Source organism: Maricaulis maris MCS10 (assembly GCF_000014745.1).
Classification (GTDB): Bacteria; Pseudomonadota; Alphaproteobacteria; order Caulobacterales; family Maricaulaceae; genus Maricaulis; species Maricaulis maris_A.
Genome location: NC_008347.1, coordinates 1,890,013 through 1,906,610 on the forward strand (window position 1 = coordinate 1,890,013; position 16,598 = coordinate 1,906,610).

General features: G+C 62.8%; 15 protein-coding genes. 3 read left to right on the plus strand and 12 right to left on the minus strand.

The genetic code is table 11. From position 1 onward, the window contains the following. Positions 1–35: 35 nt before the first annotated feature. The 9 genes from MMAR10_RS08945 to MMAR10_RS08985 form a co-directional block, all read right to left on the minus strand. Entirely contained in the window at positions 36–989 is a 954-nt protein-coding gene (locus MMAR10_RS08945) for a hypothetical protein (RefSeq protein WP_011643664.1), read from the minus strand. Between the two features lie 201 nt (positions 990–1,190). Continuing rightward, the gene (locus MMAR10_RS08950) at positions 1,191–3,194 is read right to left on the minus strand and encodes a biotin carboxylase N-terminal domain-containing protein (protein WP_011643665.1); all 2,004 of its coding nucleotides are present in this window, start codon (positions 3,192–3,194) and stop codon (positions 1,191–1,193) included. Between the two features lie 32 nt (positions 3,195–3,226). Then, the gene (locus MMAR10_RS08955) at positions 3,227–4,024 is read right to left on the minus strand and encodes a DUF817 domain-containing protein (protein ID WP_011643666.1); all 798 of its coding nucleotides are present in this window, start codon (positions 4,022–4,024) and stop codon (positions 3,227–3,229) included. A gap of 72 nt (positions 4,025–4,096) precedes the next feature. Continuing rightward, complete coding sequence (locus MMAR10_RS08960) at positions 4,097–4,891, minus strand: enoyl-CoA hydratase-related protein (RefSeq protein ID WP_011643667.1); 795 nt, start codon at positions 4,889–4,891, stop codon at positions 4,097–4,099. Between the two features lie 207 nt (positions 4,892–5,098). After that, the gene (locus tag MMAR10_RS08965) at positions 5,099–5,494 is read right to left on the minus strand and encodes a hypothetical protein (RefSeq protein WP_011643668.1); all 396 of its coding nucleotides are present in this window, start codon (positions 5,492–5,494) and stop codon (positions 5,099–5,101) included. 120 nt (positions 5,495–5,614) lie between these two features. Further along, positions 5,615–5,935 carry a hypothetical protein gene (locus tag MMAR10_RS08970; RefSeq protein ID WP_011643669.1) on the minus strand — a complete coding sequence of 107 codons (321 nt, stop codon included), beginning with the start codon at positions 5,933–5,935 and terminating at the stop codon, positions 5,615–5,617. Between the two features lie 110 nt (positions 5,936–6,045). Further along, entirely contained in the window at positions 6,046–6,702 is a 657-nt protein-coding gene (locus MMAR10_RS08975) for an SOUL family heme-binding protein (protein WP_011643670.1), read from the minus strand. 143 nt (positions 6,703–6,845) lie between these two features. Further along, complete coding sequence (locus tag MMAR10_RS08980) at positions 6,846–7,433, minus strand: NAD(P)H-dependent oxidoreductase (RefSeq protein ID WP_011643671.1); 588 nt, start codon at positions 7,431–7,433, stop codon at positions 6,846–6,848. An 82-nt stretch (positions 7,434–7,515) separates the two neighbouring features. Beyond that, a complete protein-coding gene (locus MMAR10_RS08985) occupies positions 7,516–9,123 on the minus strand; it encodes a carboxyl transferase domain-containing protein (protein ID WP_011643672.1) in 1,608 nt (535 codons plus the stop codon). Between the two features lie 130 nt (positions 9,124–9,253). Between MMAR10_RS08985 and MMAR10_RS16180 the strand changes: the two genes are divergently transcribed. From MMAR10_RS16180 to MMAR10_RS09000, 3 genes are all read left to right on the plus strand, one after another. Then, a complete protein-coding gene (locus MMAR10_RS16180; protein ID WP_011643673.1) occupies positions 9,254–10,093 on the plus strand; it encodes a DUF5694 domain-containing protein in 840 nt (279 codons plus the stop codon). A 188-nt stretch (positions 10,094–10,281) separates the two neighbouring features. After that, entirely contained in the window at positions 10,282–10,926 is a 645-nt protein-coding gene (locus tag MMAR10_RS08995) for a hypothetical protein (protein WP_011643674.1), read from the plus strand. A 97-nt stretch (positions 10,927–11,023) separates the two neighbouring features. Further along, positions 11,024–12,778: a patatin-like phospholipase family protein gene (locus tag MMAR10_RS09000; RefSeq protein ID WP_011643675.1), complete on the plus strand. Its 1,755-nt coding sequence runs from the start codon at positions 11,024–11,026 to the stop codon at positions 12,776–12,778. Here the strand turns inward: MMAR10_RS09000 and MMAR10_RS16185 are convergent. The 3 genes from MMAR10_RS16185 to MMAR10_RS16190 all read right to left on the minus strand — a co-directional run bounded on the left by MMAR10_RS16185 (position 12,763) and on the right by MMAR10_RS16190 (position 16,550). Then, positions 12,763–13,275: a lysozyme inhibitor LprI family protein gene (locus MMAR10_RS16185; protein ID WP_011643676.1), complete on the minus strand. Its 513-nt coding sequence runs from the start codon at positions 13,273–13,275 to the stop codon at positions 12,763–12,765. The two genes, MMAR10_RS09000 and MMAR10_RS16185, sit on opposite strands and share 16 nt — an antisense overlap. A gap of 107 nt (positions 13,276–13,382) precedes the next feature. Continuing rightward, positions 13,383–14,555, minus strand: coding sequence for an isovaleryl-CoA dehydrogenase (locus MMAR10_RS09010; protein ID WP_011643677.1), 1,173 nt, complete (start codon positions 14,553–14,555; stop codon positions 13,383–13,385). A 78-nt stretch (positions 14,556–14,633) separates the two neighbouring features. Next, complete coding sequence (locus tag MMAR10_RS16190) at positions 14,634–16,550, minus strand: lysozyme (protein ID WP_011643678.1); 1,917 nt, start codon at positions 16,548–16,550, stop codon at positions 14,634–14,636. Between the last annotated feature and the right edge of the window lie 48 nt (positions 16,551–16,598).

The window sequence follows — 16,598 nt, forward strand, 5'->3', positions numbered from 1 at the left end:
TGTCACGTCGATGAACGGTACCGGCAAAGGGCCCGTCAGGCCGCCTGGCGATTGACCAGACCGTCCGGAGCATCCGGGTCGATGTCGAAAGTGCGCTCGGATTTCGGCATCGGTCTGGCCGGCTCTCCGAAAATGCGAAGCTTCAACTTGAAGGCAAAACTCAGCGCCTGTTTCAAAAGGGCGCCAAGGCCATCAGTCCGCGTCTCCTTCGGTGCGTAGCCGAATTGCCGCCGCAGGATGCCATTGGCGAAGAGAACGGAGTTCTGCAACCGCGATTGCGGCGTCGAAATCTCGAACGGGACCGACACATTGACGCCGGACTGGTTCTCGATCCGGTGCGGTCCGTGCAGCGGCCAGTTGGCCGCCATGCCGGGATGCAGGTCGACCGTGAAGGCGTCCTTGTCCCAGGCCGGATCAAAGGGAATGTCCTCGGTCTTGTCGTGATGCAGCACTGCCTCGACATCATCGGTGTTGAGATAGGGCTGCCGCGGCGGATAAGTCCGGAAACGCTTCACGCCACGCATGTGCCACAGCATGGTCTCGGACACATCGGAGTGCAGGAAGACCTGAGCCGAAGGCGAGGAAATCAGGATGCCGGCCTCGGCCACCAGCGGCCGGAAGGACGGGTCGGCCTTTTTCATGTCGGCCAGCATCGCGGCATAAATCGGGCGATACTCGGGATCCCGGTCCATGGCGTGACGCAGGTTGATCCAGAGACGGCCCTTGCGCACGGCCTCGATCAGCTCCAGCCCGGTCAGAGCGCCGGGATCCCCTGCCCGCCAGCTGTCATGATCGGTGGCGTCGTCGCCCATTGTGCAAAAATCGATCATGTCGCGCGGATGGCGCTCGATCAGGGCCGCCAGGGCCACATCGGAAAAAGCATGATGTTCGTGATAGTTGTGACGCACGGTTATGGGTTCGCGGCGGAATTTCCGCTTGCCGTCATCCGACCATGTCGACCCGAACTGATCCATATAGGTGTCACGCATTGATCCATCTCCCGTCATGTCACCCGGGAAAGAGCAAAACGCGTGCCGCTTTCGCCTGTGGGGGGATAAGTGCGGCTATGAACCATCCTGTCCCGTCGACGATCGGTCAGTGGCGAGCGTCGATCCGGCCGGCTGACTGACAAGCCATCAATGGATCAAAGCGCTCACGCACTCTTTCCACGCGAGGCCCTGCAAGGATGATCAGGCCGGCACGTCTTCCAGCGCCTCAAGTGCCACAAGCACGTCGCCTTCGCCGACCTGACCGCCCACTTCGACGCTCAGCTCGCCGATCACCCCGTCACGTGGCGCCGCCAGGGCATGCTCCATTTTCATGGCTTCCAGCACGACCAGCGCCTGGCCCTTGGTCACGCGATCACCCGCCTTGACGTTGACGGCCAGGACCTTGCCCGGCATCGGCGCCTTGATCACATTGCCTGCTTCCAGCGCGTCGGCAGCGGCTTCAGGGTTCTCGAAGGCAAAGACCGTGGCCCGTCCCTGACAGGCGACCAGAACGCCCTCCCCAACCGGCTCGCAGACAGCGCGCAAATCCTCGCCTTCTGCGCGCGCAGCAAAGGCATACCCCCGCGCGCTGTCCTCGATGGCGAGGTCCTTGATGTCGGCAATCCCGTCACCCACGCGGACGACAAGGCTTCGGCCTGTCTTCGACAGCGTGACCGCGACGATCTCATCTGCCACCTCAAACCGGTGCTCGACCCGGGGCTGTGCATTCAGGCGCCAGCCATCAGCCGCTTCGAACGGATCCAGCGCACCACCAAGGATCGGTCGCAGGTCGAGTGCGCCCAAAAGGGCAAACGCCCCGTCCACAGGATGCACGGTGGCGGGAATGAGTGCCTCCAGATTGGCCTCGATAAAGCCGGTCGACAGCCGCGCCGCCAGGAAATCCTCATGCAGCGTCGCGCGGCGCAGGAAAGCCGCATTGGTGCGAACCGGATAGACGACAAGCTCATCAATCATCGCCGCCAGGCTCTGTGCCGCATTGCCGCGCGTATCCGCATGCACGATCAATTTGGCGATCATGGGGTCGTAATGCAGCGACACCTCTCCGCCTTCCTCAACACCGGTGTCGACACGACGCCCGCTGCCGGTCTGGGGGAATTCCAGCCGTTCCAGCGGCCCCGTTGACGGCAGGAAGCCTGCGACCGGGTCCTCGGCATAAAGGCGCGCTTCCATGGCATGGCCATTGAGACGGATGGTGTCCTGTTCGGGAACAGAACCACCGGCGGCGACCTTGAGCTGCAGCTCGACAAGATCGAGGCCGGTGACCATTTCGGTGACGGGGTGTTCGACCTGGAGACGGGTATTCATCTCCATGAAGAAGAAACCGTCCTCGCGCAGCTCGCCGGAGCCGTCGACGATGAATTCGACCGTGCCGGCGCCGACATAGTCGACGGCCTTGGCGGCATTGATGGCTGCGGAACACATGGCCTGGCGCACATTCGGGGTCATGCCCGGCGCCGGCGCTTCCTCGATCACCTTCTGGTGGCGGCGCTGCAGCGAGCAGTCGCGCTCGTAAAGATGGATCACCCGGCCGCGGCTGTCGCCGAACACCTGGACCTCGATATGACGCGGATTAGTGATGAATTTCTCGATCAGGACGCGATCATCGCCGAAGCTTTTCGAGCTCTCGCGCTTGCAGCTGTCCAGCGCCGCGAGAAAGTCCGCAGCCGCCTCGACCTTGCGCATGCCCTTGCCGCCACCACCGGCGACCGCCTTGATCAGAACCGGATAACCGATCCGGCCGGCTTCGGCGGCGAGATGGTCCGGGTCCTGGTTTTCGCCGTGATAGCCTGGCGTGACCGGCACGCCGGCTTCTTCCATCAAGGCCTTGGCGCGGTCCTTCAGACCCATCGCCCGAATCGCATCGGCAGACGGTCCGACAAAGATGATGTTGTTGGTGGCGCAGGCGTCGGCGAAAGCCGCGTTCTCCGACAGGAAACCATAGCCGGGATGGATGGCGTCGGCGCCGGTGACGATGGCCGCCTCGATGATCTTCTCACCCAGAAGATAGCTTTCAGCCGCCGGTGCCGGCCCCAGAAGAATCGACTCATCCGCCTCGCGCACATGCGGCGCGTCGGCATCGGCTTCGGAATAGACGGCGACCGTGCGGATACCCATGCGCTTGGCGGTGCGCATGACGCGGCGGGCAATCTCGCCGCGATTGGCGATCAGAAGGGTCTTGATCATGAGCCTGTCATCCCCGTGGTGTGGTCCCGAAATCAGTCATCGTCCCGTAAAGGATCTTCGCGCCGGTATTGCACAGCGGCGACCAGCACGAAACTGATGATCATCAGAAGATACCATGAGCCGAGCTTGGCCAGCGACACCATGTGCCAGCTGACCTCCTGCCCCGGATATGACCAGGCACGCGCGAAGGTTCCCAGGTTCTCGGCAAACCAGATGAAAAGCGCGACCAGCAGGAAGCCAATCACCAGCGGCATCGGGCGATGCGCCTCGTCCGGGCGGAACCAGACCACGCAGCGGCCATAGATCAGCATGGTTGCAAGGAAGAGAAATACCCGGATGTCCGGCCCATAGTGATGGGTGAAGAAATTGATATAAACCGCTGCTGCCAAAGCGAATTGCAGCCACAAGTTCGGGAATCGGTCGAATCGGAAATCGAAAATGCGCCAGACCCGCGCGATATAGGACCCGACCGCTGCATACATGAAGCCGGAGAATAGCGGCACACCCGCAATACGCAGCAGGCTGTCCTCCGGATAGACCCAGCTGCCGGCCTGGGTCTTGAAAATTTCCATCACCGTTCCGACGACATGGAAAATGGCGATGACCTTCGCTTCCTCCAGTGTTTCCAGGCGGGTCAGGATTAGGGTCAGCTGTATCGCGACAGCAAAGATCGTGATCGCGTCATAGCGACTCAGCGCCGCATCGCCCGGATACCAGAGAAAGGTCACCACCAGCATGGCCAGCATCAGCCCGCCAAACAGGCAGGCCCAGGCCTGCTTGATGCCGAAGCTGATGAACTCGAACACGCCCAATGTCCACGGCCCGCGCACGAACCAGGCGCGCAGCGCCGCGCGGCGGGCATGCAGGAAGGCGCGCGGGTCGTTGGACGCAGACAGGGTCCGCTACTCCGCCCAGACCGGTTTGCGGCGCTCCAGGAAGGCGCTCAGGCCTTCCTTGCCCTCGTCAGAGGCGCGGCGACGAGCAATGGCCTTGGCGGTATGCACAGCCAGCCCGTGGTCGATCTCGCGACCGGTGACATCATCGACCAGCTTCTTGGCTTCGGCGACAGCGCCGGGTGCCGCAGAGAAGGCCAGCTTGGCGAGATGCTCTTCCATCAATGCCATCTCATCCTCATTCTCGACCACGTATTGGGCGAGACCGATCTGGTGAGCGAAATTGCCGTCAAAGCCTTCACCCGATGCGAACAGGGCCCGAGCCCAACGCGGGCCGATGGCACGAATGACGAAGGGCGAAATGGTCGCCGGCGTCAGACCGAGGCGGACTTCGGAGAAGCGGATCTTGGCATCTTTCATAACGATACCGACATCACAGGCCGCCAGCAGCCCGGCGCCGCCGCCCATGGCCGCACCCTGGACCAGCGCCACCGTCATCTGCGGCAGGTCGTAAAGACGCTTGAGCATGGTGGCGAGCGCCAACGCATCCTCTTCATTGTCGGCTTCGGTGTAGTGCGCCGCCGCCTTCATCCAGTCGAGATCGGCGCCAGCTGAGAAACTGCCGCCATTGCCGCGCAGGAATACGATGCGGACCTCATCGCCATTAGCGCGCAAGGTCTCGAAGGTATCGGATAGCTGGCTGATGACCTCAGCGTTGAAGGCATTGTGCTTGTCGGGGCGGTTCAATGTGACAACGGCCACTCCGGCCGGGCTGACATCGAGCAGGACGGGGGCGTCGGACATGGCGGTCTCCAAACCATCGGGCACATGAAATCAATCCCCTAGGCTTAATCCCCCCAATGCCCCGCAACAAGCCATGCCACCACAAATGAGCGGCAACGCGACACTCTGTCCCGACCCGGCAAAGAAAAACGGGCTGCCGGTTTCCCGGCAGCCCGCTCTTTCCCCCAGCCTGGCGCAGCCCCTACGGCGCCAGAGCAACCGTGGCGATCAATCGCCGCGGAAAACCAGGCCCTTGACCATCGACAGAATGATGATGGCAACAAAATAGCCAATCGCCAAAGCGCCGAGATAGAGCAGATAAGGTGTTGTCGTGAATTGCTGCAAGAAGGCCGCAATGTCGAAATCACCGGCACCACCGCCGCGGACCATCGGCATCACCACATCGACGATGACATGAATGATCACACCGACGACCGTGAAGATCAGGATGGCCCCGAACTCACGCATCAGAAGTGCCAGCACAAGCGCTATCACGCCCAGCTGAATTCCCAACGGCATCCAGTTTACTGCCGCGACACCATCGCCGGCATAGGCCACAAGGCCCGGCATGAAGAAATCAATAGCGGGCTGGATATAGCCCATGATCTGATCGAGAAATTCCATTACGCGGTCCCCTTCCGCCACTAACGCCACGCTCACCTTACCCCAAGACAAGTGCGCAGTGTTAACGTTCTGATGAATTTTTCGTCTTGGAAAGCGGGTTCTCCTGAGAGGCGAGTTTTATCAACTTTTTACGACAACCCGCTTGATCGCGAACAAAATTCCGATCACCACGAGATAGCCGACAAAAAGAACGCCGGCCTCGCGCCAGAAATGTGCTTCCAGAAGCGGTGGCAGGTGAAAGCCTCCGACCTCTGCAATCACGGGTGCGAGACGTTCCAGGATGATATGCGCGATCACGGCACCGACCGCCACGAATGGCAATCGCGCCCAACTTCCGAGCAGAAAAGTCGACACAAAGGCCACCAACAGGCCCAGCACTGCATTGACCTCGGCAAAACCCTCTCGGGCAAAGCTCAGCCCCTGCTCCAGAAACTCCGGCATACACACTCCTCCCCGCACGAAAACGCGGGTTGATAACAGGAGCATTAACAGGAATTAACCTTTTGTCACCCCGGTCGGTAAATGAGTTTTACGGTGCCACGCCTCGTGTCTTATCGCACCACCGGCTGTTCGGACCGGATCTCGATCATCACTTCATTGCGGCGAAACGGGGTTGGCACCCATGGCGGATCATATCGGGCATAGACCGGCGCCCCGATCACGACCTGTCCCGCATCGGCAAGGTAGGCCATCAACTCGGCTGCCTTGGCTTCGAAACGGGCATCCGAGGGCCCGCCCGAAAAGCGGATCACGGCGAGCCGCCGCGCCGGCACCTCCACCAGGGCAACGCGCGGGTCATCAGGTATCGGCAAGGTGTCCATCGTCCAGCTGGACGGCATGATAAAGGAAACCTGCCAACGACCATCACCGCTGTTCGACTGTGTAACCGGTGTCGTCATGGCGATTTCCCGGGACCGCGCCTGGGTGACCGGCGTGGTCATGGCGATCTCCGCCGAGCCCGCGCCGCTGCGCGCCGTGTTGCCGCCAAAGATATAGCCCGCAAGCGGCCGGAATCCGGCATTTCCGGCTCGCGCCATTGAGCCATCCACTTCGACGCTGGCGGCTATCTGCGGTGCATAGTCCCGATACTCGATAGCCCCGTCCCGAAACACGACCTCGTGCGGCGGCTCGTCGGCCGCGCCGGATGGTGACGATATTGTGCTGGCGAGGCCAATGACGGCGGCGAGGAAAGCAAAGCGTAGGGCCATGATGAAACTCCTTTGTGGAGAGTCATACGCCGCCGCCCCGCTCCCGGATCTGTCCGCGCGCTACAGGCGGAATATGCCGAACTTCGACGGCTGGATCGAGGCGTTCAGCGCCACCAAATGGCGGGCCCGGCCACGCATCCAGGTCAACGCGCCTGACGTCCCAACCGCTCGACCCGGTCGAGCATGGCCTGCCGCCCGTCCGGCCCGCAGGCGCCGACACCGCCAAAAATGGTGTGGCGGACCGGGCTGAAACCCGACATGCGAAAGATGCCCGCCTCGAGCCCTTTCAGGCTGTGGGCGCCGAACAGGAGGCGGTAGGCGAAACCCGGCATGCCCATGGTGACAATGATGCGGACCGATTTGCCGCGCATGCGCCGTACCGGCCATTTATGGCTGTCGCCGCCGGTATCGAGCAGGAAGCCTGCCCGGCCGATCTGCTCCAGAAATGCCTTGAGCCGGGCCGGGATTGTGCCCAGCCACAAGGGATAGGCGAGGACGAGATGGTCCGCCGCGAGGATTGCCTCCTGCGCCGCAACGATCTCGGCGCCGGGCGCTACGGCAAATTCAGCCTCGCTCGACAGGAAGTCGATCGGCAGGCCTGCGATATCGATGCGGGACACCGCATGCCCGCCCGCGACCGCGCCATGGGCATAGGCCTCGCACAGCGCCGCCACAAAACGTTCCGGCTCGCCGTCAGGGTGCCCGTTAATAATGCAGATAGATCTAGCCATGACCACACTCCCAGTGTGGTTTACCATGCCGTCTGGCCCGGCACACCGCGGCAGCGCGTCACAGACCCGGCCGGGCCCTCACCTACATTCTGAAAATGCCGAACTTGGTCTTCTCGATTGGCGCGTTCAGAGCCGCCGAAAGTGACAGGCCCAAAACACGCCGCGTATCTTCCGGCGCGATGATGCCGTCATCCCACAGGCGGGCGGTCGAGTAATAGGGATTGCCCTCGGCCTCATAGGCCTCGCGCACCGGCGCCTTGAAGGCCGCCTCGTCTTCCAGCGACCAGTCCTCGCCGCGCGCTTCCATGCCGTCGCGCTTGACCGTGGCCAGAACGGCCGCGGCCTGTTCGCCGCCCATCACCGAGATACGGGCATTGGGCCACATGAAGAGGAAGCGCGGGGAATAGGCGCGGCCACACATGCCGTAATTGCCGGCCCCATAGGAGCCACCGATGATGACGGTGAATTTCGGCCCGCGATAGGTCGACACGGCCGTGACCAGCTTGGCGCCATCCTTGGCGATACCGCCTGCCTCATATTTCGAACCGACCATGAAGCCGGTGATGTTCTGCAGGAAAACCAGCGGAATGCCGCGCTGGGCACAGAGCTGGATGAAATGGGCACCCTTCTGGGCACTCTCGGAAAACAGGATGCCATTATTGGCGATGATGCCGACCGGCATGCCGTAAAGCCGGGCAAAACCTGTAACGAGCGTCTCGCCATAGAGCTTCTTGAACTCATCGAATTCGGAACCGTCGACCAGGCGGGCAATGACTTCACGGACATCATAGGGCGCACGGATATCGGCTGGAATCACCCCGCCCAGCTCGGCCGGGTCATGGGCCGGCTCGCGCGGCTCGGTGATGTCGAGATCGGTCTGCTTGACCGTGTTGAGTGTGCCGACGATGCGGCGCGCCGTGTGCAGGGCATGCTCGTCATTGGCGGCATAATGGTCCGCAACGCCGGAGGTGCGGGCATGGACATCGGCCCCGCCCAGGTCCTCGGCCGAAATCACCTCGCCGGTCGCGGCCTTTACCAAGGGCGGGCCGGCCAGGAAGATCGTCCCCTGCTTGCGCACGATCACGGTCTCGTCGGACATGGCCGGCACATAGGCACCGCCCGCCGTACAAGAGCCCATCACGACCGCGACCTGGGGAATCCCCTCGGCCGACATGTTGGCCTGATTGTAGAAGATGCGGCCGAAATGGTCGCGATCCGGGAAGACCTCGGCCTGGTGCGGCAGGTTGGCGCCGCCGCTATCGACCAGATAGACGCAAGGCAGCCGGTTCTGCATGGCAATTTCCTGCGCCCGCAGATGCTTTTTCACCGTCATCGGATAATAGGCACCGCCCTTGATGGTCGGGTCATTGCAGACGACCATCACTTCGCGCCCGGAAACCCGGCCAATGCCGGCGATCATGCCGGCACCGTGGACATTGCCCTCATACATGCCGTTTGCCGCCAAGGCGCCGATCTCGAGGAAAGGCGAGCCCGGATCGAGGAGGCGTTCGACCCGGTCGCGGGGCAGCAACTTGCCGCGGGACAGGTGTTTTTCACGGGACCGCTCCGATCCGCCGACCGCGGCTGCGGCGGTGCGCAGCTGGAGATCGTCCACCAGCGCATCCATCGCGGCGGCATTTTCCCGGAAGGTCGCGGATGAAGTGTCGAGCGCGGAAACGATCTTGGTCATGGAGGCCCCGAAAGCAGCAATCGTTGTGGGTGATTAACCCGCGCATGGCGGTGAAAGCAAACAATCATGCATCCAAACCGGGCCATGGTCGCATCCTGATGCCCTGAACGCACATGCAGGGGAGAAAACCATGCGCGCAATCATGACAGCCATCAGCATCGCCGCCGGGCTCAGCCTGGCCCCGTTTGGCCACGCCCAGGTTTCGGACGCTCCATCGCCCGCCGAAGTCATGGTGCTTGGGACCTTCCACTTCACGGGTGGTGGCGAGGACATGATCAATCCGGAAGTTGACGACTTCCTCGCGCCGGCACGGCAGGCCGAGATCGCCACGGTGCTGGACCGGCTCGAAGCCTTCGCGCCGACGCGAATTGCCGTCGAGCTGATGCCCGAGCACGAGGCTGGCTTCAATGCGCGCTACGCGGAATTCCTTGCTGGCGAACGCGAGCTTGGCGTGAATGAACGCCAGCAGATCGGCATGCGGCTCGCCGCCCGCCTCGGCCATGACCGGCTCTACGCCGTCGACGCCGAGGGCGGCATGGATTTCGACGCCATGATGTCTGCGGCCGAGGCCGCCGGGCAATCGGCGCTCATGGCCGAGTGGCAGAGCTATATCGGTGAAGTCCAGGCACATATCGCCGAAACGGACTCATTGGATAAGAGCGTTCTCGAACGACTTGTTTCGGGTAATTCCGAAGAGATGCAGGAGATGCACAATCTCTACTTGCTCCTGGCCCAGATGGGCGGCGCGGAGGATCCGGCCGGCGCGCGCGAGATGACCAATTGGTGGGGGCGCAACATTCATATCTTCGCGAATGTGGCTCGCATCGCAGAACCAGGCGAACGCGTCCTTGTCCTGTACGGCTCCGGCCACAAGGCCCTGCTGGATGATTATTTCCAGGGAGCCCCGAATATCACCTGGGTGGACCCTCTCGATTATCTCGTGACGGACGCCGATACGGCCACGCAATAGCCCAAAACAGGCCCTATCGTGCTTGGCAGGGAGGAAGCGACCGCGTAAGGTTGCATTGTTGAACCGGGCACCGGATTCTTAATGAGTCCGGCTTTCCGTTAAGACATGATTCAGTCCTCCCTCGCAGGCTGATAGGGAATGAAGCCGGATTGCGCTAGACTCGACCCGGTCTCTTTTCGGAGGTGTATATGCGCGTACAAGTATTTGTTACCGCCGCACTTTTTGCGAGCAGTGCGGCGCATTCAGACGCCCAGCCCGTGTCCGATTCGACGGCCTGGCTGGAGGGTGTGACCGAACTCGACCACTCCGAGGACGCCGCTTTGTTGCGTTGGCGGGTTAATACTTCCAGCGCTTCGTCGGTGCCGATTCTGTTCGCCGACGGTCGCGAAGACCTGTCTGATATTTCAGCGGTTTCCGGCCAGGTGGACATTCACCCGTTTGGCGATGAGTTCTTCCTGTCCGCCGGCACCATCTCGCCGCGCGGTGACCGCGCCATACCCACCTGGATGCGGCAGGCCAGCAGCGCAGCCTCGGACGCCTTTCCGCACGCAGAACTGTCGGAAGAGCTGACCCGTTCGAACATCGACGCGCTGACACGATATTTCGGTGCCGGGATCACCGTCCGCACCGTCGACGCCTGGAGCGTCACCATGGAAGGCGGTGCCTATTTCCAGGACTCAAGCGAGGATCAGCTGATCATGTTTGACCCGGAAACCGGCGAGCGCACGCAGCTTCTGGAAGACCTCGACCGTGTTGACGCCGACGCCATCGGCGAGACCCAGTCACGTTCGGTCCGCCCCGTCGCCCACCTCGTCCTGCGCCGACGGTTCTGATCGGCGTGACGACGGGATCGGAACAACCGCCCATCCCCCTTCATAAGCATCACTTGCGGCCCTAGACTGCCTGACGATTCAAATCGCTGGCGGACCCATGCCCCTCAACCTCTCCTTCCTGCCCTTCCTCAACCGGGTCGAGAAATCCGTGCTCGACGCGGTCGAACATGAGGTTGAATGGTTCTGCCTGCCAGCGGGGCAGTTGCTGTTTCGTGAGGGTGATGACGCCGATGCCATCTATCTGGTCCGCTCGGGCGCCCTCGCCGCCTTCCGCAGTGGTGCGCTCGGTCGGCCGGACCTGATCGGCTACATCCGCACTGGCGAACCCGTCGGCGAAATGTCGATGCTCGACGAGACACCGCACTCGGCCAGCGTCTATGCCCTGCGAGACAGCGAGCTGGTGCGCCTGCCCAAGGCGAGTTTCGAACGCCTCACCAACAAGCATGCCAGCCTGATGCGGGAATTATCGCGGATGATGCTGGCTCGTTTGCGCGGACCGCGTCGAGCATCCGGGTCGGAGCCCAAGGTGTTCGCCCTGATCAGTACATCGCCGACGATCGATTTGGACTATCGGTCCAAGGAGATCGCCTCGACCCTGGCCGGAATGGGCGTCAATTGCGGGATCGCCGACGAAAGCTGTTCCGATTGGAGTGGCCAGAAACTCGACGCGTTCGAGGCCGGCCATGACATTGTCCTGTTGACCGCCCGGTTTTCGGACCCGGCCTGGGCCCGGCGGGCCATGGGACGGGCTGACCGGATGTGGCTATTCGCCCGCGCCGATGCCCGCCCTTCCACGCCGCTCCTGCCGGATGACCCGTCGCCGGCCATGAAGCTGAAACTCCTCGACGTGGTCTTGCTGCATCCCGGTGGGGTCACGGCCGCGTCACGGCCACAGGACTGGGCCAATGCGGCCGAGGCATCGCGCGTGTTCCACTGGCGCCAGGACCATCACGTCGCCGATACCGCCCGGCTGGCCCGCACCCTCTCCGGTCGCTCGGTCGGGATGGTCGTGTCCGGCGGCGGTGCCCGCGCCTATGCCCATATGGGCGCGATCCGGGCCCTGCGCGAAGCCGGCATGCCGTTTGACTTTGTCGGCGGTGCCTCCATGGGCGCGATCATCGCGGCCGGGATTGCGCTGGACTGGTCCGATGACGAGCTGGAGCAGCGGATCCGCAAGGCTTTCGTCGACTCAAACCCGCTCGATGACTGGACCTTGCCCGTCGTCTCGCTGGCCAAGGGTGAGAAAGTCGATGCGCGTCTGAAGGAGCATTTCGGCGAAGTCGAGATCGCGGAAATGGTCCGCCCCTTCTTCTGCCTGTCATCAAACCTGGCCAGCGGTCGGCCCCAGGTCCACCGAACCGGCCTGCTCCGGCATGCCCTGCGGGCCTCCATCGCCATTCCGGGCCTTTTGCCACCGGTCGTGGTGAATGGCCAGATCCTGGTCGATGGCGCTGTTTTCACGAATTTCCCGGCCCGCGAAATGCGCGCTTTCCATCGCGGACCGGTAGTCGGGGTCGATGTCACGCGTGCCCAGGGCCTCAATCCGTCCGATTTCGAGGACCCTCCCGGATTTATCGAATGGGTTCGCAAGAATGGCCTGAAATCACCGCCGCCGATCGCCTCGCTGCTGATGCGGGCGGCGACAATCGGCGTCGCTGACCATCGCGATGTGGGCCGGGAAGCGGCGGACCTGCTGATCCTGCCGGAAACCTCCGTCGATATCCGCTCCTGGGACCGGTTCGAGGAAGTGCGCGATGCCGGATACGACGCCGCCCAGGGCATGCTGGCCGGTATTGATGACGCTATGCGGGTAAGACTGGGCCTGAAAGCGGCACCTCAGAAGGGCGGATAGTCTGCGTGCCAGTGCAGGAGTTCGATGGCTCGTTCGGCTGTCTTTCGGGTGAGACAGCTCGCCTGCTCGACCCGCTCCAGCGTGCCACCGGCATAAAGGCTGGCCAGAAACAGGCAATCCTGATCACGATGGGCGATCCAGCTTCGCTGGGCTTCACGCAGTGCGACCACGGATTCGTCTGACAGGCTCTCGCGCAAATCGCGATAGCTCTCATTCAGCCAGCGATCCCAAGCCTCATACTCATCGCCCCGGCAAGCCAGCATGCCGGCCGTGGTCTCGCCCTCGGCCGCCAATTGTTCACAAGCTTGTGCATACTCGCCGATACACGCCGTCCGGTCTGTCGCGGCCGGGTTGCGGTAGAGGCAGGCGTCGATGGTGTCATAGGCCGACAAGCGATCCATCGCCCCGGATTGGGCGCCGGCAGACGCATTGTTGCACCCGGCCAGCACCAGGATCGCAAGGGCCGCCATCGAGGGGATCATGGTGCGGATGACCATATGAAGCTCCTGCAGGGTGAGATGACGGGCTGACCGAGATCCGGTCGTGAAAAAGGCCCCGACAGACATGCCGGGGCCTCTATCAAAACAGCCGTGTCGATCCGCGTCTAGTTCGTTTCGTCGAACAATTCGCGGCCGATCAGCCAGCGCCGGATTTCCGACGTGCCGGCGCCAATCTCGTAGAGCTTGGCATCGCGCAACAGGCGGCCTGCCGGGAATTCATTGATATAGCCATTGCCGCCCAGCAGCTGGATCGCGTCCAGCGCCATCTGGGTTGCGCCCTCGGCAGCATAGAGGATGGCGCCGGCGGCGTCCTTGCGTGTGGTCTGGCCGCGATCGCAGGCCTGGGCGACGGCATAGACATAGGCGCGCGTGGCATTCATGCGCACATACATGTCGGCCAGCTTGCCCTGGACCAGCTGAAACTCGCCGATCGATTTTCCGAACTGTTTGCGCTCGCGGATATAGGGCATCACCACATCCATGCAGGACTGCATGATGCCGACCGGGCCGGAGGCCAGAACGGCGCGCTCATAGTCGAGGCCGGACATCAGGATTTCGACCCCCTTGCCCTCGTCGCCCATCATGTTCTCGACCGGCACTTCGCAATCCTCGAAAACCAGCTCGCCGGTCTCCGAGCCGCGCATGCCCAGCTTGTCGAGCTTCTGGGCGACCGAGAAACCCTTCATGCCGCGCTCGATGATGAAGGCAGAGATACCGCGTGAGCCGGCGCTGGTATCGGTCTTGGCGTAGACGATCAGCGTGTTGGCAGCCGGCGCATTGGTGATCCACATTTTCGAGCCATTGAGCACGAAATGATCGCCCTTGCGTTCCGCCTTGAGCTTCATCGAAACGACATCGGATCCGGCGCCCGGTTCGGACATGGCCAGCGATCCAACATGTTCGCCGGAGATCAGCTTGGGCAGGTATTTCGTTTTCTGTTCCGCATTGCCCCAGCGCCGCATCTGATTGACACACAGATTCGAGTGGGCGCCGTAGGACAGACCGACCGAGGCCGACGCGCGGGAGATTTCCTCCATCGCGATCACATGCTCGAGATAGCCAAGGCCGGTGCCACCATCGTCTTCGCTGACCGTAATGCCAAGCAGGCCAAGCTCCCCCATCTTCTGCCACAGGTCGGCAGGAAAGACGTCGGTCTTGTCGATCTCGGCAGCGCGTGGCGCGATCTCGTCGGAGGCAAAGGAACGGACGGTGTCGCGGATCATTTCCGCCGTGTCACCGAGATTGAAATCAAGCGAGGGGTATTGGTTCGGTATCATGCCGCGCGATGTAACACGGCCCGCGACCGGGTCAAGTCAGACCGGTGCGGGCCGTGGAACATATTGGCGTGAAAAGGGTTAGTCAGAACCCTTTTGTTTCAACTTGGACAGCCAAATGGACGCGAGTTGCCATCCGGCAACGATGACGAGGAAAAATCCGGCGAGCGCCATGCCGAAGTTCAGCGTCATTTCACGCTGCGCCATGATGTAGTCCCATTCCGACGCGGCCAGCACTGAGCCGATACCGGCCAACAGGCCTCCGGCGATCAGCACGGCGAGGAAAGTCCACATGCCATCATCGGATCGAGGGCCGGGTTTCGGCTCGGCTGCATGCATGTCGGCAGCCAGATCGCGCGGTGTGAAATCGTCGGCTGCGTCAGCCATGGGATCCTGTTCGGCCATCATCGGGTCATCGCCCAGATCATCATCTGCCGACACATAACCGGTGTCTTCGCCAGCGACTGGCTCGCCTTCGACATCACCAACCGCCCCCTCGGCTTCCGCCGGTGTTTCTGCCGGATGCGGCGGCGGGGTGTCGTCACCGGTCACGGTGATTGCGCGCTCGACGACCTCGGCCTCTGCGTCCAAGGCCGGCTGGACCTCCATGTCGGTCACATCGTCTATTTCGTCGGGCTCGGCGGTTTCGTCGGGCTCGGCCTCGCCTGAACCGTCATCAACCGCAACCGTCTGTTCGGGTGCGATTTCGGCAGGATCGATCTGAAAGCTGCCCTGCATCACACTGGTCAGGGCATATCCCAGCCCCATGCCGGCAGGCAGGTCCAGGGCGTAGTGTTCGGGCACGGCCTTGGCCGCCTGCGAATTCTCGGCAATGGCCGGCGCCACTGCTTGGTCAACGGGTTCTGCCTGTTGCTCAGCTTCGGAGGACTGAACCGGCTGGTTGTCTGTGAGCACAAAGCCCAACCCCATGCTCTCCGGCAGGTCAAATGCCGCCAGGGGCGCAGTCGCAGGCGTATCGCTTGCGGTCCCGTGCGACTCCCGCGCGTTCTCCGTCGGTGCCTCTTCCGCGACAACCGCCCCGTCCTCGCCACCAACGTCGGCGATATCCTCGGCCATGCGGGCGATCACCCGGTCGGCCGCAGCCTCGGGATCCGTTTCGTCCGCGGACTTGATCTCGGCTTGCGCGTCGTCCGCGGCATCGGAAGGCGCATCCTGCGCCGCCTCGTCGACGAGTTCGGGTGCAGCATCATTCGCATCGTCAACGTCCGCGGCATCGTCCACCGCGTGATAGCTCGCCTCGATCGGGTCGTCCCGCATTTCGGAGACCGCGTCGGCGACCGGTGCCATTTCGGTCTCGCCCAACTCGCGGCGGACTTCCGGCGGCAAGGCTTCCACCGTCGCCAGGATGCGGGCGATCTCGTCTTCCGCCTCCCGGCGCCGGGCCAGGCCGGCGTCGAAGGGTGGCGGTGGCGGCGGCAGGTCAGCTCCGGCTGGTGGCGGCGACGCGTTCTCGCCCGCAATGGCCCCTTCCAGGACCCTTTCCTCGCTCGGGTGCTCGATCTTGATGACAAGTTCTACCGGCTCGGACTTGCGTGCCTTGCCGGGCTGGGCCGGCAGCAGAGCGTCCAGAAAGAGCCGGCTCTCGGCTTCACGGCGCGACGAAACACCGTCGCCGAAAGCCGCCAGGGCCTCACCAGCCGCGCGGGCCCGTCCCTCGAACAGGTAGCGGGCCACTTCAGAGCCGCGAAAACTGTCAACGCCCACATCATGGACAAAGGATGTCAGGGCATCACGCTGACCGCGCGACAGCGGGCCGGTAATGCTGTCGTCCACCACTTCTTCTGCGCGCATGACGTCATAGATCAGCAGCAATGCCGCTTCATCTTCATTGACGCGCACGCCGGGCTTGGCTGCGGCGCGGTGGCCATAGCCCACCACCCAACGGCCATCATCGCCCTTTACGGCCTGAGGTCGAAATGGCTCAAACCGCTTGATGAGTTCGCGGGCAGCCGGAGAAGTTTTCAATCGCGGTTTCATGCGTGTTCCGTTTTAGGACGGCGCGCCAGATATACCGGCCACCCCTGC

Coding starts and splice junctions, on each gene's coding strand:
- MMAR10_RS08945 (WP_011643664.1), bottom strand. CDS start 989: ATGCGTGACACCTATATGGATCAGTTCGGGTCGACATGGTCGGATGAC.
- MMAR10_RS08950 (WP_011643665.1), bottom strand. CDS start 3,194: ATGATCAAGACCCTTCTGATCGCCAATCGCGGCGAGATTGCCCGCCGC.
- MMAR10_RS16185 (WP_011643676.1), bottom strand. CDS start 13,275: ATGGTCATCCGCACCATGATCCCCTCGATGGCGGCCCTTGCGATCCTG.
- MMAR10_RS08965 (WP_011643668.1), bottom strand. CDS start 5,494: ATGGAATTTCTCGATCAGATCATGGGCTATATCCAGCCCGCTATTGAT.
- MMAR10_RS16180 (WP_011643673.1), top strand. CDS start 9,254: ATGCGCGCAATCATGACAGCCATCAGCATCGCCGCCGGGCTCAGCCTG.
- MMAR10_RS09000 (WP_011643675.1), top strand. CDS start 11,024: ATGCCCCTCAACCTCTCCTTCCTGCCCTTCCTCAACCGGGTCGAGAAA.
- MMAR10_RS08980 (WP_011643671.1), bottom strand. CDS start 7,433: ATGGCTAGATCTATCTGCATTATTAACGGGCACCCTGACGGCGAGCCG.
- MMAR10_RS08960 (WP_011643667.1), bottom strand. CDS start 4,891: ATGTCCGACGCCCCCGTCCTGCTCGATGTCAGCCCGGCCGGAGTGGCC.
- MMAR10_RS08995 (WP_011643674.1), top strand. CDS start 10,282: ATGCGCGTACAAGTATTTGTTACCGCCGCACTTTTTGCGAGCAGTGCG.
- MMAR10_RS08985 (WP_011643672.1), bottom strand. CDS start 9,123: ATGACCAAGATCGTTTCCGCGCTCGACACTTCATCCGCGACCTTCCGG.
- MMAR10_RS08970 (WP_011643669.1), bottom strand. CDS start 5,935: ATGCCGGAGTTTCTGGAGCAGGGGCTGAGCTTTGCCCGAGAGGGTTTT.
- MMAR10_RS08975 (WP_011643670.1), bottom strand. CDS start 6,702: ATGGCCCTACGCTTTGCTTTCCTCGCCGCCGTCATTGGCCTCGCCAGC.
- MMAR10_RS09010 (WP_011643677.1), bottom strand. CDS start 14,555: ATGATACCGAACCAATACCCCTCGCTTGATTTCAATCTCGGTGACACG.
- MMAR10_RS16190 (WP_011643678.1), bottom strand. CDS start 16,550: ATGAAACCGCGATTGAAAACTTCTCCGGCTGCCCGCGAACTCATCAAG.